The 19,239-nt window shown below is 57.9% G+C and carries 18 protein-coding genes; 6 read left to right on the forward strand and 12 right to left on the reverse strand.

Features of this window, described 5'->3' with window-relative positions; all coding sequences use genetic code 11:
- Positions 1 to 21: 21 nt before the first annotated feature.
- Positions 22 to 840 carry a gamma-carboxygeranoyl-CoA hydratase gene (locus tag V6L79_RS20250; RefSeq protein WP_261739123.1) on the forward strand — a complete coding sequence of 273 codons (819 nt, stop codon included), beginning with the start codon at positions 22 to 24 and terminating at the stop codon, positions 838 to 840.
- Complete coding sequence (locus tag V6L79_RS20255; RefSeq protein ID WP_338579407.1) at positions 837 to 2,777, forward strand: acetyl/propionyl/methylcrotonyl-CoA carboxylase subunit alpha; 1,941 nt, start codon at positions 837 to 839, stop codon at positions 2,775 to 2,777. The genes V6L79_RS20250 and V6L79_RS20255 overlap by 4 nt, the downstream gene beginning before the upstream one ends.
- Positions 2,778 to 2,832: 55 nt before the next feature.
- Here V6L79_RS20255 and V6L79_RS20260 read toward each other — a convergent pair whose 3' ends face one another.
- Complete coding sequence (locus V6L79_RS20260) at positions 2,833 to 3,492, reverse strand: LexA family transcriptional regulator (protein WP_261739125.1); 660 nt, start codon at positions 3,490 to 3,492, stop codon at positions 2,833 to 2,835.
- Positions 3,493 to 3,621: 129 nt separating this feature from the next.
- Here V6L79_RS20260 and V6L79_RS20265 point away from each other — a divergent pair, with 129 nt between their 5' ends.
- Positions 3,622 to 3,969, forward strand: coding sequence for a DUF6124 family protein (locus V6L79_RS20265; protein WP_261739126.1), 348 nt, complete (start codon positions 3,622 to 3,624; stop codon positions 3,967 to 3,969).
- Positions 3,970 to 4,017: 48 nt separating this feature from the next.
- On the opposite strand, the gene V6L79_RS20270 is transcribed toward V6L79_RS20265, so the two are convergent.
- Positions 4,018 to 5,070 carry a Glu/Leu/Phe/Val dehydrogenase dimerization domain-containing protein gene (locus V6L79_RS20270; protein ID WP_338579409.1) on the reverse strand — a complete coding sequence of 351 codons (1,053 nt, stop codon included), beginning with the start codon at positions 5,068 to 5,070 and terminating at the stop codon, positions 4,018 to 4,020.
- A 184-nt stretch (positions 5,071 to 5,254) separates the two neighbouring features.
- Between V6L79_RS20270 and V6L79_RS20275 the strand changes: the two genes are divergently transcribed.
- Both V6L79_RS20275 and V6L79_RS20280 read left to right on the forward strand, forming a co-directional pair.
- Positions 5,255 to 5,722: an Lrp/AsnC family transcriptional regulator gene (locus V6L79_RS20275; RefSeq protein WP_261739128.1), complete on the forward strand. Its 468-nt coding sequence runs from the start codon at positions 5,255 to 5,257 to the stop codon at positions 5,720 to 5,722.
- Positions 5,723 to 6,258: 536 nt separating this feature from the next.
- Positions 6,259 to 7,410, forward strand: a complete 1,152-nt coding sequence (locus V6L79_RS20280; protein ID WP_338579410.1) for a M14-type cytosolic carboxypeptidase — start codon at positions 6,259 to 6,261, stop codon at positions 7,408 to 7,410.
- Here V6L79_RS20280 and V6L79_RS20285 read toward each other — a convergent pair.
- The 7 genes from V6L79_RS20285 to V6L79_RS20315 all read right to left on the reverse strand — a co-directional run bounded on the left by V6L79_RS20285 (position 7,407) and on the right by V6L79_RS20315 (position 13,718).
- Positions 7,407 to 8,357 (reverse strand): spore coat U domain-containing protein, encoded by a 951-nt coding sequence (locus V6L79_RS20285; RefSeq protein WP_338579411.1) that lies wholly within the window; start codon positions 8,355 to 8,357, stop codon positions 7,407 to 7,409. The genes V6L79_RS20280 and V6L79_RS20285 overlap by 4 nt on opposite strands.
- Entirely contained in the window at positions 8,354 to 10,675 is a 2,322-nt protein-coding gene (locus V6L79_RS20290; RefSeq protein ID WP_338580338.1) for a fimbria/pilus outer membrane usher protein, read from the reverse strand. The genes V6L79_RS20285 and V6L79_RS20290 overlap by 4 nt, the downstream gene beginning before the upstream one ends.
- Positions 10,676 to 10,817: 142 nt before the next feature.
- Positions 10,818 to 11,597 (reverse strand): molecular chaperone, encoded by a 780-nt coding sequence (locus tag V6L79_RS20295; protein WP_338579412.1) that lies wholly within the window; start codon positions 11,595 to 11,597, stop codon positions 10,818 to 10,820.
- Between the two features lie 24 nt (positions 11,598 to 11,621).
- A complete protein-coding gene (locus tag V6L79_RS20300) occupies positions 11,622 to 12,089 on the reverse strand; it encodes a spore coat U domain-containing protein (protein ID WP_321838040.1) in 468 nt (155 codons plus the stop codon).
- A gap of 32 nt (positions 12,090 to 12,121) precedes the next feature.
- Complete coding sequence (locus tag V6L79_RS20305; RefSeq protein ID WP_321838041.1) at positions 12,122 to 12,658, reverse strand: spore coat protein U domain-containing protein; 537 nt, start codon at positions 12,656 to 12,658, stop codon at positions 12,122 to 12,124.
- 18 nt (positions 12,659 to 12,676) lie between these two features.
- A complete protein-coding gene (locus V6L79_RS20310) occupies positions 12,677 to 13,213 on the reverse strand; it encodes a spore coat U domain-containing protein (protein ID WP_261739134.1) in 537 nt (178 codons plus the stop codon).
- A gap of 16 nt (positions 13,214 to 13,229) precedes the next feature.
- Positions 13,230 to 13,718, reverse strand: coding sequence for a spore coat U domain-containing protein (locus tag V6L79_RS20315; RefSeq protein WP_405046649.1), 489 nt, complete (start codon positions 13,716 to 13,718; stop codon positions 13,230 to 13,232).
- 241 nt (positions 13,719 to 13,959) lie between these two features.
- On the opposite strand from V6L79_RS20315, the gene V6L79_RS20320 reads away from it, so the two are divergent.
- Positions 13,960 to 15,270 (forward strand): protein kinase, encoded by a 1,311-nt coding sequence (locus tag V6L79_RS20320; protein ID WP_338579413.1) that lies wholly within the window; start codon positions 13,960 to 13,962, stop codon positions 15,268 to 15,270.
- Between the two features lie 180 nt (positions 15,271 to 15,450).
- Here V6L79_RS20320 and V6L79_RS20325 read toward each other — a convergent pair whose 3' ends face one another.
- From V6L79_RS20325 to V6L79_RS20335, 3 genes are all read right to left on the reverse strand, one after another.
- Positions 15,451 to 16,155, reverse strand: coding sequence for a YebC/PmpR family DNA-binding transcriptional regulator (locus tag V6L79_RS20325; RefSeq protein WP_261739137.1), 705 nt, complete (start codon positions 16,153 to 16,155; stop codon positions 15,451 to 15,453).
- Between the two features lie 107 nt (positions 16,156 to 16,262).
- A complete protein-coding gene (locus V6L79_RS20330; protein ID WP_338579414.1) occupies positions 16,263 to 17,654 on the reverse strand; it encodes an FAD-dependent oxidoreductase in 1,392 nt (463 codons plus the stop codon).
- 15 nt (positions 17,655 to 17,669) lie between these two features.
- Positions 17,670 to 18,995: an MFS transporter gene (locus V6L79_RS20335; RefSeq protein ID WP_261739139.1), complete on the reverse strand. Its 1,326-nt coding sequence runs from the start codon at positions 18,993 to 18,995 to the stop codon at positions 17,670 to 17,672.
- Between the last annotated feature and the right edge of the window lie 244 nt (positions 18,996 to 19,239).

The raw sequence follows: 19,239 nt of genomic DNA on the forward strand, positions 1-19,239 counted from the left end.
AGCCTTTCAGGACTGAAGAACATGATCGATTTCAACACCCTCGAACTGCACACCGATCCCCGGGGCTTTGCCACCCTGTGGTTGAGCCGCGAGCAGAAGAACAATGCCTTTAACGCCGAGATGATCCGCGAGTTGATCCTTGCTCTGGAGGCCGTGCAAGCGGATCCAGCCATGCGTTTTCTGGTACTGCGCGGGCGCGGCAAGCATTTCAGTGCCGGTGCCGATCTGGCCTGGATGCAACAATCGGCCGAACTCGACTACCACACCAATCTCGACGACGCCCGCCATCTGGCCGAACTGATGTACAACCTGGCCAAGCTGAAAATGCCGACCCTGGCCGTCGTGCAAGGCGCAGCCTACGGTGGCGCACTGGGCCTGATCAGTGCCTGCGACATGGCCATCGGCGCGCAGGATGCGCAGTTTTGCTTGTCCGAAGTCCGTATCGGCCTGGCACCCGCTGTAATCAGTCCCTTTGTGGTGCAGGCCATCGGTGAGCGCGCAGCCCGGCGCTACGCCCTGACCGCTGAACGCTTCAGCGGCGAGCGTGCCCGTGAACTGGGCTTGCTGTCCGAGTGCTACCCCCTCGCAGAGCTTGAACAGCACATCGCCCATTGGGTCGACAACTTGCTGCTCAACAGCCCACAAGCCATGCGTTCCTGCAAGGATCTGCTGCGCGAAGTCAGTCATGGCGCGCCAACTCTGGCCATCCGTCGCTACTGTGAAAACGCCATTGCACGGATTCGGGTCAGTCCTGAAGGCCAGGAAGGCTTGCGCGCCTTTCTGCAGAAGCGTGCACCCAGCTGGCAAGCCGATTCATCGACTCAGGAGCCGCGCTCATGACCGCCCCTCTTCTTACTTCCGTGCTGGTGGCTAACCGCGGCGAGATCGCCTGCCGGGTGATGCGCACGGCCAAAGCGCTGGGCCTCACCACCGTCGCCGTACACAGCGCAACCGACCGCGATGCACGGCATTGTCGCGAAGCCGATATCTGTGTGGACCTGGGCGGTAGCAAAGCCGCCGACAGCTACCTGAAGATCGACAAAATCATCGCTGCCGCCAAGGCCAGCGGTGCGCAGGCCATTCACCCCGGTTACGGTTTTTTGTCGGAAAACGCAGGCTTCGCGCGCGCCATTGAGGCCGCCGGGCTGATTTTCCTTGGCCCCCCCGCCAGCGCGATTGATGCGATGGGCAGCAAATCCGCGGCCAAGGCCTTGATGGAAGTCGCAGGCGTACCGTTGGTGCCTGGCTACCACGGCGAAGCTCAAGACCTGGAAATCTTCCGCCTCGCCGCAGAGCGCATCGGCTACCCGGTGCTGCTCAAAGCCACGGCGGGCGGTGGCGGCAAAGGCATGAAAGTGGTCGAAGAGGTCAGCCAACTGGCTGAGGCGCTGGCTTCGGCTCAGCGCGAGGCACTGTCCTCCTTTGGCGACGCACGGATGCTGGTCGAGAAGTACGTGCTCAAGCCGCGTCATGTGGAGATCCAGATATTTGCCGACCAGCACGGCAACTGCCTGTACCTCAATGAGCGCGATTGCTCGATTCAGCGCCGCCACCAGAAAGTCGTGGAAGAAGCACCAGCACCGGGCCTGAGTGTCGAACAGCGCCAAGCCATGGGCGAATCCGCCGTGCGCGCGGCACAGGCGATCGGCTACGTTGGCGCGGGCACCGTGGAGTTTTTGCTGGATGCGCGAGGCGAATTCTTCTTTATGGAGATGAACACGCGCCTGCAGGTTGAACACCCGGTCACCGAAGCCATTACTGGGCTGGACCTGGTGGCCTGGCAAATCCGCGTGGCATGCGGTGAGGCCTTGCCCATCACCCAGGCACAAGTGCCCTTGCGCGGCCACGCCATCGAAGTGCGTTTGTACGCTGAAGACCCGAGCCATGATTTTCTCCCGCAAACCGGGCGTCTTGAGGTGTACCGCGAATCAGCTGCCGGCCCGGGCAGGCGCGTGGACAGTGGGGTCAGTGAAGGCGACGAGGTTTCACCGTTTTACGATCCGATGCTGGGCAAGCTGATTGCCTGGGGAGAGGACCGCGAACAGGCCCGCCTGCGCCTACTGGCGATGCTCGATGAGTTCGCCATCGGCGGTCTGAAAACCAACCTGAGCTTTTTGCGACGCATCATCGGCCACCCCGCCTTCGCCGCAGCCGAACTCGATACCGGGTTTATCCCGCGCTACGAAGAACAATTACTGCCTGCTGCCGAGCCTCTGCCTGCTGCCTTCTGGTCGGCAGCCGCCGAAGCCTTCAATCAGAGCCAGGCCCCACTGGTACGGGACGATGACCCGGCGTCACCCTGGTCCGCAAACAACGGCTTTCGCAGCGGTTTGCCTGCACACACGTTGCTGGCATTGGCTTGTAATGGCGAACAACAGGTCATCCACCTCAGTGGCAATACAGCCATCTTGCGTGATGAACAGTTAGTCATCGAACAGGACGGAGTACGGCGCCAGCACTTGGCCATTCGCCGCGCTGACGCGCTGTACCTACGCTGGGAAGGTGAGTTGCACTGCGTGCGCCTGCACGATCCGATCAGCGCCGTGAGTGCCAGTCACACGGCCCAGGGCGGCCTGACTGCCCCCATGAACGGCAGCATCGTGCGGGTACTGGTTGAGGTCGGTCAAACTGTCGAGGCTGGCACGCAACTGGTGGTACTCGAAGCCATGAAGATGGAACACAGCCTGCGCGCCCCCCATGGGGGGGTGGTGAAAGCCCTGTTCTTCCAGGAAGGCGAGATGGTCAGTGAAGGCTCGGCGCTGGTTGAGCTGGAATGAGAAAAGGCGGATACCGTGATCGGTATCCGCCTTTTTTACAGCATCTGAAACGCGTCTAGAACTTGGCTGTGGCCTGGACTACCACTCCGATAATCCGGCAGCGGTCATCGAACAATGTTTTGGGATACGTTGGGTTCAGCGGCTTCAGATAGCGTTGACCACTTTCTTCGATCAACTGCCGGAACGTCGTCGCCTCGGATTCAGGTGTAAGGGCAATCACCATTCTGCCTGGCGTGGCTTCGATATCCGGATCAACCAGAATCATCATCCCTTGCGCGATGCTGACACCCATCGGAGCAGTCATGGCATCACCGGTCACCTGCAGCCAGAACGCTGCCCCTTTGGCGTAATGATCGCTGACTTCAAAGATCGTACCGGGCGGCGCATAACCAGGCTGCACCTTCTCGCTGACCTGACCCGCCGTCACCCAGTCTCTCACCGGATAGCGGAAAGCTGACGTGATCTCATAGGCGTATTCGTCAGGACCAGGTGTATCACCTGCATCATGGCGCTCACGAATCACCAGGGCGACTTCAAGGTGCTCAAGCCCAAGGGCATGCAGCACGTTGTTCATCGTCGGCAGGTCGGGTTGACGGCGTTTATTGAGCCAATGACCGACTCCGCCCTGGGATGCCCCGACGCGTTCGGCTAGTTTTTCTTGCGTGAGTTTCAGCTCGCGCAATTTGGTTCTGACTAAAGCGATCCATTTATCCATCTGCCGAACAATACGGATTGAATTCAGCGCAACAATACACACATTGTATTATTTATAATCGATTAACAAATACTATTTGTACTAGTCTTGTCCTGCTGATTCGATTAACTCCTGAAACGCAGGTAAATCATGACTCCAATAACAAAAATTGCGCTGAAAACAGAGCCTGATAATGAGCTCGAATCCTTAAGGGACAGCGCCGCAACCCAACGTGCGCTCGACTATTATTTGAAACCATCTGTTTCTCAGCAGGGTCTCGAAAAAAAAATGTTCCTGGTCAGCGAAGACGTGAGCCAAGAGGAAGCTCTGGTGCATGCATCGGACTATCTGCGATGTGCAATTGCCAGTGCTCAAGGCGCTGCCGAGCATCAGCAGGGTTCTCAACGTGATCTTCTGATGAGCATCCTGTTCTTTATGGAATCGTCCAAGCAATTGGTGGACAGGGCCATTGACGTGCAACAGCTGTCTGCCCGCTGAAGTGGAAAAAGGCGCTGGCTGCCCGATCGAACCCCAACGCCTTTTCTATCAAGCGTTAAGACGCTCTTGTGCAAGGCTGTCGGCAATGCTCGTGGTGTTGCGATCCTGTGCCTTGGCCCTCAGGAAGATCTGGCGCAAAGTCTCACCAATGCCTTCTACGTGCTGGCGAACCTGTTCGGGCGTGCCGCCGTTGTACTCGTAGGACACGTCAATAATGCCGCCTGCATTGATTGCATAGTCTGGGGCATGCAAGCAGCCACGACGCCACAACTCATCGGCATGAGAGGCTTTGGCCAATTGGTTATTCGCCGCCCCGGCAATCACCGGGGCACGCAGTAACTGCAAGGTTTCATCATTGATGATGGCGCCCATCGCGCACGGTGAAAATACATCGACATCCAGCCCGTAAATATCTTGTGCACTGACCGCATGGGCGCCCAGTTCATCGACTGCGCGCCTGACGTTAGCGTCCTGAATATCGTGTACCCACAGTTCAGCACCCGCCTCTTTCAACTGCCGGGCAAGGTTGAAACCGACTTGCCCAAGGCCCTGAACGGCCACCCGCAAGCCTGCCAGGTCGCTGCGACCCAGACGCTGCAAGACTGCCTCGCGCAAGCCGATAAACACGCCAAGGGCCGTCGCCGGTGACGGATCACCACTGCGCGTGCCTCCGCCCAGTTGCTCACGCGTGCCAGCCCCCACCACGTGGTGAGTGCGCTGGCCCATCAGGGCCATTTCAGCGACACCGGTGCCCGAGTCTGCAGCCGTGATGTAACGCCCGCCCATGCTCTCGACAAACCCGCCCATGGCCTGAAACAACGCTTCGCTCTTGTCTTTGCGCGGATCGCCAATGATCACCGCCTTGCCGCCGCCTAGCGGCAAGCCGGCCAGCGCCGATTTGTACGTCATGCCGCGAGACAGGCGCAGCACGTCGTTCAAGGCTTGCTGTTCGTCGGCATAGGGCCACATGCGGCAGCCACCCAAAGCAGGGCCAAGGCGCGTGTTGTGCACTGCAATAATGGCCTTGAGGCCAGTCGATTTGTCGTGACAGAACTGGACTTGTTCGTGGTGATCGAATTCGGGATGAGCAAATATCGGCATTACATTCTCTCTCTTGTTCTTGGCCCTGGAAGCGTGTCAGACCGCAAAGTCAGTATCTGACCCGACGCATGGGTGCGCAGCCAAAGAGTGAAGGTTTTACCTAGGAATTTTCTTTCTAAATTGCAGGAAATGTTCTGCTAATCTGCATGTGTCATTCAAAAAAAATAAGAAATCAGATCAATTCATGCAGATTAAATTAAGCGCCATCGACCGCAAGATTCTCCGCCTGCTGCAACATAATGCCGACCTGTCTGCCGCCGAGGTGGCGGAACACGTGGAGTTGTCACAGTCGCCCTGCTGGCGACGGATCCATCGACTGCAAGAGGAAGGCTTGATCGAGCGCAAGGTCGCCCTGCTCAATCCGAAAAAACTCGGGCTCAATATCGTTGTTTTCGTCAATGTGCGGCTGTCAGGCCACGGGCGACGTCATTTGACGGAGTTTGAAGAGGCGATTACCGATTACCCCGAAGTGATCGAGTGCTACACGATGGCAGGCGATATGGACTACCTGCTGAAGGTGGTCACCCATGACATCGACAGTTATGAACGCTTTTTGCGCGATCACTTGCTGCAGAAGCCACACGTTCAGGAAGCCCACTCGAATATCGCCATGAGCGAGGTCAAGCGCACCACTGAGTTGCTGTTGGGCTAACAGTACAGGCCGCGGGATAGAAGCCTGGGCCAAGGAATGGAAAATTATTTTCCAGATAGCGCGGAAAAAACTTGCTTTGCAAATGATAATGATTACTATTGCATGCAGCTGGTCGCGAGATCAGTCGATAATTCAAAGGACCTTAGGTCGGTCTTTTGAATTAGCTCCTCATCAGGCTAATCACGGTTATTTGACCCGGCTTCTGGCCGGGTCTTTTTTTTGCGGCCAGTTTTCTGGCTCTGCGTGCTTCAGGCTAATGAAGTCTGGTGTGCGGTCGGTTTTTTTCGGTGACCGCTACGATGTTGGCGATGATAGCAAAAGAACATCGGGAAACGGAAGCCTGAAGTCCTGGACTATGGCCGTAATGGCAATTTAGCACTTGAGAATCACTCGCAAAAACACTAAAATCGTGCTGCGTCAAGGATGACGCCCCCCTTCGTATTCCCCTACATCTTATTGTCCAAAATTCCGTATTGGCCTATCGCTATAGCGATGTACAGTAACGCCCACAATCATCAGATTTTGGGATTTGGACCATGACCGTGGCGCCCTCTTCACTTCATATCAGCAGCGACTTCGACAGCGGCAACATTCAGGTGCTGGACGCCAGCAACCCGCTGCAGGTAAAGCTCGCCATCAAACCGGACACCAAGAGCCCGCACTTTCAGTGGTTCCACTTCAAGGCTGATGGCCTGACGCCGGGGTACACCCACCATTTTCAATTAAGCAATGCCAGCCAGTCTTCCTACAATAAAGCGTGGGAAGGCTATCAGGCCGTTGCCTCATACGATCACGAAAACTGGTTCCGGGTGCCGACTGAATTCGACGGCACAGCACTGAATTTTCAACTTGCAGCCGAACAACCTCAGGTCTGGTTTGCCTACTTCGAACCCTACAGCCGCGCACGCCATGATCAACTGATCAAGAACGCACTGCAGTGGTCAGGTTGCGAGTTGCTGGCCACCGGCAAAAGTGTTGAAGGTCGCGACATCCAATTGCTGCGCAAAGGCAACGGCGCCAGCCACAAGCGCAAGATCTGGATCATCGCCCAGCAGCACCCCGGCGAGCATATGGCCGAATGGTTTATGGAAGGGATCTTCGAGCGTCTCGAACAAGGCAGCGACCCGCAAATGCGCAAGCTGCTGGATTTCGCTGACCTGTACCTGATCCCCAACATGAACCCCGACGGCGCGTTTCACGGGCACTTGCGTACCAACGCCAACGGTCAGGACCTGAACCGCGCCTGGCAAAACACCAGCCCGCAGGTCAGCCCGGAAGTATTTTTCGCCCTGGAGCAGATGGCTCACTACGGTGTCGACCTGTTTCTGGATATCCACGGCGACGAAGAAATCCCCTATATATTCACCGCCGGCTGTGAAGGCAATCCGGGCTACACCCCGCGGCTGGCGACGCTGGAGGAGCGCTTTCGCAGCCACCTTGGCGCGCTGACCAAGGACTTTCAGACCGTGCACGGCTACACCCGCGACGAGCCCGGGCAAGCCAATATGACCCTGGCCTGCAACAGCGTCGGCCAGCGCTTTGACTGCCTGTCGTTGACCCTGGAGATGCCATTCAAGGACAACAACGATGCACCGAACCCGCAGACTGGCTGGGATGGCAAACGTTCGAAGCAGTTGGCCAAGGATGTGCTGACAACCCTGTCGGCGATGGTCAAGGAGCTTCGCTAAAACCCCACGTCCAGCACCACGCTGTCGGTGTAGGCACCGGCTGGCGGCGTGGCCTGGTCGGTATAAATCTTGGCGTTGTAGTTGAATATCTGGCTGCCTGTGCCCAACCCGTTGCCGGGGTTGACCTCGGCAGTCGAACTCGCCCGCCGGGCACTGCCCACGTTGCCCCAGCGGGTAGTACCGGCACTTTGGAAAATATCGTAGGCCAAAAAGTTAGTGCCGAAAATCATCTGCCGCCGCCCGCCCACACTGACGGGATGCAGGCCATCACTCAAACCCACGGTGTAGGCACTGCCTTTGGTGCAGGCCACACTGATGGTCTGACTGACCGGGGTAAACCCGCTGATCACCGGCGCATTGCCAAAAGTAATAACGGGAGCGCTGATGGTGCAGTCGTTGGCCACCGTCATGGTTACGGTCAGGGTGCTGACCTTGTTGACCCCCGAGTCTGACCCAAGGCAAACGCCTAAAGCGCCCAAGCCGGTGCAGTAGTACCAGTCCCATCGCACACTCAGTGTTTCGGTGTAGATCCCTGCCGCGACATTATTGATCGAGGTCGTGAAGTACAAAGGAATAATACTCGGTGCCGTAGTGCCCAGCAGCCCGTTGCTGGCAAAGTCGAATGCCGTTCCACGGGTAATGGGATGAGTGCCATTAGTGCCCGCACTGATCGAGTAGGCAATCACATCTCCGGTAGGTCCTAGCATTCCACTCTGGGCCGAGGTGATCGTGGCCTTGAAGTAGGCGGTGCTGAATAGCGCGATCCCTCCGGGAGTGCAGGTGAGGCCAGCACTTGTTGAGGAAGTGTTTTGAGCCACGGTACGCACCAACGTTGAACTGATCGTTCCATAACCGGCCGGGCTGGCGACCGCCGCCGCAGTACAACCTGCCTCTACTTCGGACACAGCAAAGCAACACAATAGGCATAGCCCGATTGCACACTTCATTGGCACACCACCGGCTCGATCAAAGGCACCTGGTCCGCCTCCGGCACCAGTTCGAATTGTGCCTTGCACTGCTGGCCATCAGGCAGGATCACTTGCAGCGAGTTTTTTGCCACCAGGTTTTCCAGGTACACCAACCCGTCCCAGCCGACGACCGCACGCGAGCCGTTTTGCTCATTCAATACCGCACTGCCCAACCCCAGGTTTTGCTGCTGGGCATTGACCAGACGCACGCTGGCAGCAGCCACCCGCTTTAATGGAAACTCCAGCAAGTAGCCACTTCCACGACGCACCGCCACCCGCTGCTCGACCGTAGGGCTGAGGACGTTGACCGGCAGGTTCAACGGATCTATTTCGTATTTTCCGCGATAGTAGGCACTGCTCCAGGGCACCAGCAGATGACCGTTTTTATCGGTATTGCCTACCCACTGGTTTTCATACAACACGCCAATATCGGAAAAATCCCCGGTACTGACTACGACAAAGGCGTCGTCAATACGGTTGGCCGCGAATACCTGATTGTCCATCCAGACCAGTGACCCACTGGCATCGCCCCAACGTGTTTGCTGAGCTGACGTGCCATAAACGCCTGCTTGCAGCTGCACCGACTGCATCCGCCAGGTCAGGTCGGCCTGGCGGTAGTCAGGTGTGTCGCCATGGGCATACCCCAGGTTGAAACCAACGCCCCCCTGCGTCGGGACCCCGCGACTGTAATTGACCCGTTGCTGGGTGGCGCCCGTGGTGCTGCGCTCGGTACTGAAACTCATGCTGGCATTCAGATCAAACGGCACCACAATCTGCGCCTGCAGCGCCCAGTTACTGTCGCCAAACTGACGATTGGCCGAGACGTATACACTGCTGTTGAACCACAACGGCTTGCTCCAGCTCAGGTTAAGCAAGCGGGTACGCGAAGTATCGGCGGCCACCACATCAAAATACCCGGCGCCCAGACTGCCAAAGCGATCCAGGTTCAAGCTCAGGGTCAATTGCTCGCTACGCTGGCTGAGGCTGACGTAATCACTGTCGACTACCGAGAGATCGGCATAGTCGGAAAATCGTTGCAAACGCTGATAGGCAAGACTGAAACGTTGCGCGCTGTACTGGTAGCCCACGCTCAACTGGCGGCCATCGCGGCCATCGAACTGGCTTTGGCTCACGGCACTGTTGAGTACACCAAAGTTACCCAACTTGAGATTGCCCCCCATACCGCCCAAGGTCAGCGAGTCAGAGGCCTCAAGGTGACTTTCAAGGGTCAGGCTGTCGGTCAGGCCATAGCGCAGGCTACCCGACGTCACACCCGGACCGTAGGCAAAGTTACGGACCCCATACTCCCTACGCACGCTGCCCGCCGACACCGAAAAATCACTCAGGCCTTTTTGCAGCAAGGTACTGGTCACATAAAACGGCACGCTGGTAGAAACCTGCCGCCCCAGCGCGTCGGTGGTCACCACCACGGCCTCGCCTGCGCCATTGATAAAGGGAATATTGGTCAGGGTATAAGGCCCAGGTTGCAAGTTTTCGCTGGAGGACTTGAAGCCATTTATGAACAGGTCGACTGAAGACGGAACCGCCGCCTCCCCGGAGAACTGCGGCAACGGATAGGTCACAAGATCAGGACGCACGCCAAAGTCTCGCGATAGCTGCACCCCGCCCATGCGCACGGAACTGGTCCAGGGCAAGGCGCCGCTGATCAGGTCGCCCGCCTCGTAGGTGAGCATTCGCTCGTCATCGGAAAAGCGCCAGAGCGTGTCATAGCGGCGGTAGCCATTATCCATCTGGCTATCGGCGGTACCCACAATGCTGCGCCGGTATTGCCCGGTGTTTGACAGCGTGCCCCAACTGTCAAACAGCCGTATTTCATTCCAGGCGGCCAGATAAGTGCCAGCATCGTCTGTATCGTTCAGGTACAGGTCGTAGTTGAGCAAGCCGCCAAAGCTACTTACCGCCTCCGTGCGCGGGTAGCTTGAACGCCTGCCAAAGTGCTGCTCAGGCAGCCATTCGGGGGGTACGTCGAGCAACAGGCGCTGGCCCTGAATATCGTACTCGCTGTGCAAACCAGGCACGCTGTCGAGTCCCACTTCCTCCGGGCTGGCTACTGGCAGGCGAATACCCGACTCCTTCAAATCGGCCGCTGGCAGATACAGTTGACCTGCACGCTGTTGCACGTGAACCAGGCGCCCGGTATTCATTTGATTAACCACCAATTCCAGATACAGCGATGCATCGGCGACCGCCTGTATATTGGCGGGCGGTGGCGGCAGTTCTGCTGCCTCACTGATTGGCACCGCCAGTGCACTGCACAAGCCGATGATGACCAACATCAGTGCCCGGCTCACGTCCTCATCCCGTCCCTCAATGGCTGCTCCTTGCAAACGCTCCCGCGGTTACATTCAACACCGCGCTACGTCATGCCGTTGTCAGGGGGACTTGCTAAAGGCCAATTGCGACTACTGAACCCTGCGTTTATTGACCTAAAGGCACCGCCTGCACCTTGGTCTGACCATTGACCCGTACTTGCAACGCATCGCCCTGGGCCAACGGCGCTGGCCAGCGCATCGTTGCACCCGGCAACACATAGCCCAGCAAACCATCTACCATCGATTGCGACTTGCCACCCGACTTGAGCACCGCCTCGGTCAGTCGCGCATGCACCGAGCCACGATTACGGATCTCGATATAGGGCTTGCCATCGACCTTGACGGTGCGACCGCTCAATTGCGGTAAGCCGATACCGGCAGCATCACGTGGGCGGCTTGCATCCACCTTGCTCCACAGCCCGGCGCCATAAGCAAACAGCGGCACCGAGTAGCGCATTTGCAATCGAATCGTCGCCGCCGTCTTGGTGCTGTCCTTCGCCGCAGGAGGCAGGGCCGAAGGGATTTCATCGATGATGATGCGGTAGGCATGCTCCTCGCCTGCGGGAAAAGACTTGGTCCGGGTCAAACGAATCAGCTGCTTTTGCCCAGGCCCGATAGTGGCCACCGGCGGGCTGCCAATCACATCACGCTGATTTTGATACTGATCGTCAAAGCCGTCCTGATTCCAGGCAAATACCCGTATCTGCATACTGGCAGGCTCATCTCCGCGGTTTTCCAACCACAAGGCACTGGCTTGCTGATCGGCTTCCAGTACCGGATCGATAGGCCAGATCAAAATCGAACTGGCTGCCAGAGCCTGCTGAGTAATCCCCAACGTCAGCAGGCAACAGGCCAAACCTTGAAGCGGCCGTAAAAATAAGTGCATAAACAAACTCCTGAGCCCTGGACTTCAATAAGACAATTGCACTTGCACCGTATCGCTATAGGCACCCGCCGGTTGATTACCCGGCAGTAGCACATAGCCAAAAATCGGCAGGCTGATTGCGTTGGCATTGGTATAAGGCACGTTGACCGACTGCGCGATGCCCAGGCTCTGGCTGTGTGCAGCGTCCTGAAATAACTGGTATGCCACCCGTGCACTGCCACTGCCGATCTGCAAATGACGCCCACTGGTGTTATGCAACCCGCCATCGACCTGCATGCTGACAGTCACCCCTGGCGTACACTGCAACGTAACGCCACCCACCAGGTTCACACTGACTGGCGAGGTGGACAACGCCGGATACGTACCGAAGTTCAGACTGCCGTAAGTGCCGCCGGTACTGGTCACCAGACACCCCGCCACGATGCCCGCGCCGACCTGAAACGTCGCAGTTGTTGCACCGTGCAAAACACCGCTGCACGAACACAGCAGCATCAGTGACGCTGCGCACGGCCAGCCCACAAAGGTTAAAAGGTCAGCGAAACGTTAATGACGTCCGTGTAGCTGCCCGCCGGAAGGCCGGTTTTACCCACCGCCTTGCCGTAAAGATTGATCGTCTGCGCTACGCCTGTACTGAGGCCGGGCGCGATGGTGCCGTTGATGGCTACCAAGGTGCTATGCCCTGTGTCGCTGTAAAGGTCATAGGGTACGAAGTGGCCATTACTGTCCGACAAGGCACGAGTGCCCCCCGTGGAGAGCCCATCGTGAGCACCCGCCCCCACCGTAATTACCGGCGACGTACCGGCCGAACACTGAATCGTCAAGGCCCCACCGCCACTGCCCAGCACTTGCCCGTCGGCCTCAGTGAAAAGCGAGGTCGTGGTACCGAAGCTCAAAGTCCCGAAATCCAGCCCGCTGGTGCCCGTTGCCCCGTTAACCAGGCAACTGGTAGTCAGCGTTAACGTGGCATTGATGACACCGGTTACCGTGGTGGCTGCCTGTACCTGACTTGCCGCCATCAAGCCCAGCAATGTGAAACCCAACGTTGATGTAAGTACGCGCATCTTGCACCCCACTCATATTTACCAATCCAACGTCACCCGCAGCGTGTCTCGATAGACACCCGCCGGGAGCGCATTGGGATTCGCCATCACCATGCCATACACCGGAATCGGTACTTGGCCACCACTCACCACCTTGAATCTGTGCTGTTGCCCAATACTGTAGCTATCGCTGCCAGCGGCATCGAAAAACAGATGATATGGAATCATGTGTCGCCCATTGCTCAATTGGCGCGTCGTGCCCTTAACGTGACTACCGCCATCGATGGAGACCGAAAAACCCTTCACCGAAGGGTTGCAGTCCACCGCCAGATTACTTTCGCTGCCCTCAAGCAATGCTTCAAACGGGGTGTTCCAGGTCGGGCCGTGGCTGCCAAAATCGAGCACGCCAATCTTGCCCAGGCTGTACTCATCGACACTGCCCCCACTGCTTACCTGACAACTGGCCAGGATTACCAGACGGGCTTGGATCTGCCCGCTGAGCATGGCTGCCTGCGCGTTTACGCCCAGCAAGACACAGGTCCCGAACAGGATTGAAATGCGCGCGGAGCCGGCCATATCCATACTCCTGTCGTTACCACGTGAGAGTGACTTTCAACAGGTCGGCGTACAGCCCGACAGGAGGGATTAGCTGTAGAGGCTCGATCCGTCCATACAACGGCAAATCAACCGAGCCGCTGTCAGACACTGTGCCGCTGACAGGCACATTGACCAGTAACGGTATTTGCCGCGCCGGGTCACGAAACAGTCGATAAGGAATGGCCGGGCTACCGGGCCCCAGGGTCAGATAACGAACATCGGCGTTGCCGCCGTGCTGGCCACCGTCGATTTGAAGTTGATAAGTCGTATCGGGATTACATTCCAAGCGGGGTAAACGCGGATTAATCAGTGCTGCACTCAAGGGTGCTGATGGGCCGTCCAGCCGCGATGTATGACCAAAATCAAGGATACCCAAGGAGTCGACACCCGCCTCGCGGGTTATGCCGACCAACTGGCAGCCTCGTTCGACGACGAGGCGAGTTTCCAGTTCGTACTGCGCAGACCATGCACAGCCACTGAACAAGAAGCCAATAATGATTATCCCTGAACGATACCCCACGAGTTTTCCCTTTCATGGCGTGTTCTTATGCATGAAGGTTAGCAGCGTAGGATGATTCGTCCATGAGACAGCGGAATTAAACAGACACAGACCGTTCATCGTAGGCTGTGCGCAGAACCTCTGCGGGCTAGTACTCGGCCCCGACACAATTAGTCGTTATCATGCGCGACACTTTTTGCCCCACCCACGAGTGCCCAACCTGCTTATGGATACCCTCGCTAAACTGCGCGCCGGCCAATTGGCAGGCCTCAAACGCCTTGATCTGTCGTGCGGACTGACCGAGTTCCCGGTCGAGATTTTCCAGTTGGCCGAGTCCCTGGAAATTCTCAATCTGAGCGGCAACGCCTTAAGCAGCCTGCCCGACGACCTGCATCGTCTTACCCGTTTGCGTATCCTGTTTTGCTCGGACAACCAGTTCACCGAACTACCGGCAAGCCTGGGGCAGTGCGCACAGTTGAGCATGATCGGCTTCAAGGCCAACCGGATCGAAAGCGTGCCCGGTGCGGCGCTGCCTCCTCTGCTCCGTTGGCTGATCCTGACCGATAACCGCATCAGCCAATTGCCCGAAGAACTGGGCCAGCGACCATTGCTGCAAAAGCTGATGCTGGCCGGTAACCGGCTACAGCATTTGCCTCAGAGCCTGGCTAACTGCGAGCGCCTGGAGTTGATCCGCCTGGCGGCCAACCAATTCACCGAGTTACCCGCAGACCTGCTGGCCTTGCCAGGTCTGAGCTGGCTGGCGTATGCCGGCAACCCGCTACGTGAAGATGCCAGCGCTCATCGCCAAGCCGATAACACGCCTGACATTGACTGGTCGCAGCTTGCTCTTGAACACAAGTTGGGCGAAGGCGCCTCCGGGATTATTTATCAAGCCCGGTGGAACGCCCCCGGCCAGGTAGCTCAGTCAGTGGCCGTCAAACTGTACAAAGGCAGCATCACCAGCGACGGCTCGCCGCTCAATGAAATGAACGCCTGTATCGCTGCGGGCCAGCATCCCAACCTGATCAAGGTGCTGGGGCGCGTCGTTGGCCATCCTGACAACCAGGCCGCTCTGGTCATGGAATTGATCGACCCGTCGTTTATCAACCTTGCGGCCCTGCCCAGTTTCGATACCTGTAGCCGCGATGTGTATGCCGACAGCACTCGCTTCACGTGTGACAGCGCCTTGCGCATTGCCCGTGGCATCGCCTCGGCGGCAGGCCACCTGCACGCTCAGGGCATCTGTCATGGAGACTTGTACGGGCACAACATTCTGTTCAACGCCCAAGGCGAGTGTTTACTGGGCGATTTTGGCGCAGCGTGCTTTCACGCCATCGACGACAGCCTGCACAGCCGTGCACTGCAGCGCATCGAGGTGCGGGCCTTCGGGATTTTGCTCGGGGAGTTGCTGGAGCGGATCGACTCAGGCCTGAGTGATCAACAGCGAGCTTCGCTGCAAGACCTGCAGCAGCGCTGTACCCAGCCGGATGTGCTGGCGCGGCCGGATTTTGTACATATCAGCCAGGAACTGGCATAGAAATCTGTAGCCGCTGACGAGGAACGAGGCTGCGAAAAGGGCTCAATATCCCGGGGTTGCGGAGCAACCCATCGCAGCCTCGCTACACTCCTCAGCGGCTACAGAGATACTTCAAGCAGGCTCGCTCCCACTGGGGCTTGACCTGGAACAGAGTATCTACAAAGGAGCATTGCTTCAGGTTCAGGCCAACGCCACAAACATGTCCTGCACGTCGTCCTGCTCTTCCAGCTTGGTCAGGAACTCCTGGACTTCGGCCATCTGTTCGTCCGTCAAACCGCTCACCGGGTTTTTCGGCTGATAGCCCAGCTTGGCCGACAACACGGTGAAGCCTTGCTCTGGCAGTGCCTTTTGCACGGAGTCGAGGTCAGTCGGCTCGGTGATGAACAAGGTCGTGCCTTCTTCTTCACCTTCTTCGAAATCCTGGGCACCCGCTTCAATCGCGGCCATTTCCGGATCTGCGTCCGGGGTATCAGGCTTGGCTTCGATCATGCCAACGTGGTTGAAATCCCATGCCACCGAACCCGAAGCACCCAATTGGCCCTTGCGGAACGCAACGCGGATTTCAGCCACGGTGCGGTTGATATTGTCAGTCAGGCACTCAATGATCAGCGGCACCTGATGGGGAGCAAAACCTTCATAAGTAACGCGATGGTATTGCACGGCCTCAGTGCCGATACCGGCACCTTTGTTGATCGCACGCTTGATGGTGTCAGCCGGCATCGAGGCTTTTTTCGCCTGTTCATAGACCAGACGCAAGTGCGAGTTCATGTCCGGGTCGGCGCCGTTGCGAGCAGCAACCGTCAGTTCCTTGGCCAGCTTGCCAAAAATCTTGCCGCGGCTGTTGGCGGCGTCCGCTTTATGTTTAACCTTCCACTGTGCGCCCATTACTCACTCTCTCAATCTGGTGTGTCGCGGCCTATCGGCCGTCGAATGGGCGCAAGTTTATACGGCCAGAAGTCGGCAATCGACCAAAAAATCCAATCGGTGCCTGCTTATCCCTTATCAGCCTTGCCCGCCGCCGCCGCAAACCTGGCCAACCGCACATCCAAATGCCGGGGCCGATGGCCATGATCCTCAGCCCGCTCCTTGCGCCGAATTGCGTTACGCACCATCAGCGAACCCAGGTAGCGAATCGGTTCGGGCGGAAAATACCCCAGCGGTCCGTTGACCAGCGGCGAACGCGTCCAGTCATTGCCCAGCCCCTGCACCAGCGACGCCAAAATCTGCCCCCCCATGTGGCACGGCCCCACCCCGCTGCCCGAATAGCCAAAGCCATAGAACACATTGCCATGGCTGCTCATCTGTCCGAAAAACGGCAAACCGGTGACCGAACGGTCCGAAGGCCCGTTCCAGGTAGCCTCCACACCCACCCCGGCAAATGCCGGGAAAAACTGCTGCAGGCTTTTACCCAGCAACCCGGCATAGGGCGAAGGCTGATCGAACACTGGCAACATGCGCCCGCCATAGGCAAAGGTATTTCCGCCCTTGCCCAGCATGATTCGCCCGTCTGGGGTGTTGTGGTAGTAGTGCACGAAAATTCGCGAATCGAGCACCGTGATACCGCTGGTCAGGCCGATCTCCTGCAGCAGGTCAGGACGCGGTTCAGTGATCAGCATATCGCTGGACACAATCGCCACACTGCGTTCGAACTGCGGGAATGCCCGGGCCATCCAGGCATTCATCGCCAGCACCACGCGATCGGCGCGAACACTCCCGGCGGGTGTACGAATCAGGGCTGGCACACCCTCCTCCAAACCGGTCATCGGGGTGTTTTCATACAGCCTCACCCCAAGCTGCAACGCGATCCTACGTAATCCTCGCACCAGCTTGCCCGGTTGCACGCTGGCCGCTGCCGGAGAAAACCAGCCCTCCACATGCTGAGCCGAACCGGCCCGGCGCTGTACCTCGTCAACTGGCAACTTGCTGAACGAATTGATCGCTTGTCGCTTCAGCGCCGCAATCACGCCGTCTGTCGAGCCGACCTGGGCCTGATTGGTCGCGGTATACAGCGTGCCATCAAGACGGTAATCAGCGTCTACCGCGTACTTTTCACAGAACGCACCAATCGCATAAATGCTGTGCTCCGAAGCCTTGACCAGACGTACCGCCTCCTCCACGCCAAACAAACGTTCCAGGGTGAAGTACTTGGCCGACCAGGACAACGCGCAGCCGCCATTGCGTCCGCTGGCGCCTGCGCCGCAAATGTCGGCCTCAATCAGCACCACATCCAGCTCGGGGTCTTGTTCCTTGAGCATGATTGCCGTCCACAACCCCGTGTAGCCGCCGCCCACGATGCAGACGCTGGCACGGGTCTCGCCCTCCAGCGCGGCACAAGGTTCGACATTTTCCAGGGCTAGCGCCTGCTCCAGCCAAAAAGGTCGCATGGATAATTCTCCCACTCAGGTGCGCAAGGGTTTGATCAGCAACGGATGATTGGGCACAAACGCGCAATGGGGTTTGAGCCCTGCAGGACGGCTGTTCCAGTGCGGAATCAGCACCAGAGAGGAAAACAGCGCGCAGCAGGCAAATACGATAAACACCGTGACCGTATCGAAATAGCCAGGCAGCAAACCGCCGAGAATCGCCCCGACCGAGCCGCAACCATTCACAAAACCCGCCGCGGTGGCGCCTGCTTTAGCGGTGCCGAAGTCAATGGCGGCAGCACCGCTGATCATTGAATCCGGCCCGTACAGGGTCAGCCCCATCACAAACAGCAAAGCCACCACCAGCACCACGCTGCCGGAATGCAAGGCTCCCATAAAGAACGCGAGTGAAATGGTCAGTGCCAGCAGACTCAAAATACAGGCTGGCATTCGTCGTGCGCCGAAGAGTTTGTCGGAAGCCAGACCAATCATGATCGGGCCCAGCAGCCCCGCCAGCTCAAAAGCGGTAGGGATGATCGCCGCACCGACCTTGCCCACATGCGGCATTTGTTCAAAGACGATGACCGGGCCCCACAACAGAATCGCGTAGCGTGCCGGTTTCAACATGAAATACGCCAGGCCCAAAGTCAGCACTGTGCGATTGCGCATGATCTCGCGCAGAGGCGCCCAGACACTGATACGTTTTTCGGCAGCAATCTCCTCAGCGCTCATTTCGGGCTCTGGCTCGACCGCTGGCAGGCCGACATCTTCAGGCTTGTTGCGCTGGAAGATAAAAAACAGCACCGCGACCACAGCCACCACCGCCGCACTGGAAATAAACGCCGCATGCCAGCTGCCAATCAACGTATACGCCCACCAACCGGCAAAGGGTGAAGCCACCAGCCCGCCAAAGGCGTAGCACGAACTCCACAACCCCAACACCCGACCGCGTTGCTCGGCAGGAAAGAAGCTGCCGATGTTTTTGCACAGGCCCGACCAGCCTGTCGATTGCGCCAGCCCCTGGATCAGCATGCAGGTGGCAAAAATCGGCAAGGTGGCGTAAGTGCCCATTACCAACGCCGCCAGTGCCGAGATGATCAAACCGCCCAGCACCACAACCCGCGGACCAAAGCGGTCGGCGAGGATGCCCCAGGTAAATTGTCCGACGGCATAAGCGGCCAGGTAGATACCGTCGAGGTTGGCCATGGCCATCTTGTCCAGATGGAAGTTTGGGTCTTCACCGATCCCCAGCTTGGCAACGGCAAACGCTTTGCGAGTGAAATAAAAGGCCGCATAGGCCAGCCAGGTGATAGCAAAAATCTGCACGCGCCAACGCTTGATGGTGGCAATGGACTTGTTCATGTCAGGTCTGACCTCAGAGGTGGGATGTGCCGGCAGAATCAGAAAAGAACGCCTGTTTTTTTATTGTGTTGAGCACTTCAATACCGCCCTTCAGACAAGGGCCGTATTTATCAGACACGCCATGAGCGCCCTTTTTTTATTGGGTTCAGGGTCGCTCAAGGGTGTGTCACGACCCACCGTTATCGAGGACATAACGGCGGGCTGAGGTCGATCAAAGCAATTACTGACTAATAGGTAAAATCGA

The organism is Pseudomonas sp. ML2-2023-6, assembly GCF_037055265.1.
In the GTDB taxonomy this organism is placed as follows: Bacteria; Pseudomonadota; Gammaproteobacteria; order Pseudomonadales; family Pseudomonadaceae; genus Aquipseudomonas; species Aquipseudomonas kulmbachensis.

Bases quoted from the DNA above. Each gene is read 5' to 3' on its own strand.
- V6L79_RS20305 (WP_321838041.1), bottom strand. From the start codon at position 12,658: ATGCGCGTACTTACATCAACGTTGGGTTTCACATTGCTGGGCTTGATG.
- V6L79_RS20330 (WP_338579414.1), bottom strand. From the start codon at position 17,654: ATGCGACCTTTTTGGCTGGAGCAGGCGCTAGCCCTGGAAAATGTCGAA.
- V6L79_RS20275 (WP_261739128.1), top strand. From the start codon at position 5,255: ATGCAGATTAAATTAAGCGCCATCGACCGCAAGATTCTCCGCCTGCTG.
- V6L79_RS20300 (WP_321838040.1), bottom strand. From the start codon at position 12,089: ATGCTGCTGTGTTCGTGCAGCGGTGTTTTGCACGGTGCAACAACTGCG.
- V6L79_RS20280 (WP_338579410.1), top strand. From the start codon at position 6,259: ATGACCGTGGCGCCCTCTTCACTTCATATCAGCAGCGACTTCGACAGC.
- V6L79_RS20325 (WP_261739137.1), bottom strand. From the start codon at position 16,155: ATGGGCGCACAGTGGAAGGTTAAACATAAAGCGGACGCCGCCAACAGC.
- V6L79_RS20270 (WP_338579409.1), bottom strand. From the start codon at position 5,070: ATGCCGATATTTGCTCATCCCGAATTCGATCACCACGAACAAGTCCAG.
- V6L79_RS20285 (WP_338579411.1), bottom strand. From the start codon at position 8,357: ATGAAGTGTGCAATCGGGCTATGCCTATTGTGTTGCTTTGCTGTGTCC.
- V6L79_RS20250 (WP_261739123.1), top strand. From the start codon at position 22: ATGATCGATTTCAACACCCTCGAACTGCACACCGATCCCCGGGGCTTT.
- V6L79_RS20290 (WP_338580338.1), bottom strand. From the start codon at position 10,675: ATGTTGGTCATCATCGGCTTGTGCAGTGCACTGGCGGTGCCAATCAGT.
- V6L79_RS20260 (WP_261739125.1), bottom strand. From the start codon at position 3,492: ATGGATAAATGGATCGCTTTAGTCAGAACCAAATTGCGCGAGCTGAAA.
- V6L79_RS20255 (WP_338579407.1), top strand. From the start codon at position 837: ATGACCGCCCCTCTTCTTACTTCCGTGCTGGTGGCTAACCGCGGCGAG.
- V6L79_RS20265 (WP_261739126.1), top strand. From the start codon at position 3,622: ATGACTCCAATAACAAAAATTGCGCTGAAAACAGAGCCTGATAATGAG.
- V6L79_RS20320 (WP_338579413.1), top strand. From the start codon at position 13,960: ATGGATACCCTCGCTAAACTGCGCGCCGGCCAATTGGCAGGCCTCAAA.
- V6L79_RS20335 (WP_261739139.1), bottom strand. From the start codon at position 18,995: ATGAACAAGTCCATTGCCACCATCAAGCGTTGGCGCGTGCAGATTTTT.
- V6L79_RS20295 (WP_338579412.1), bottom strand. From the start codon at position 11,597: ATGCACTTATTTTTACGGCCGCTTCAAGGTTTGGCCTGTTGCCTGCTG.
- V6L79_RS20310 (WP_261739134.1), bottom strand. From the start codon at position 13,213: ATGGCCGGCTCCGCGCGCATTTCAATCCTGTTCGGGACCTGTGTCTTG.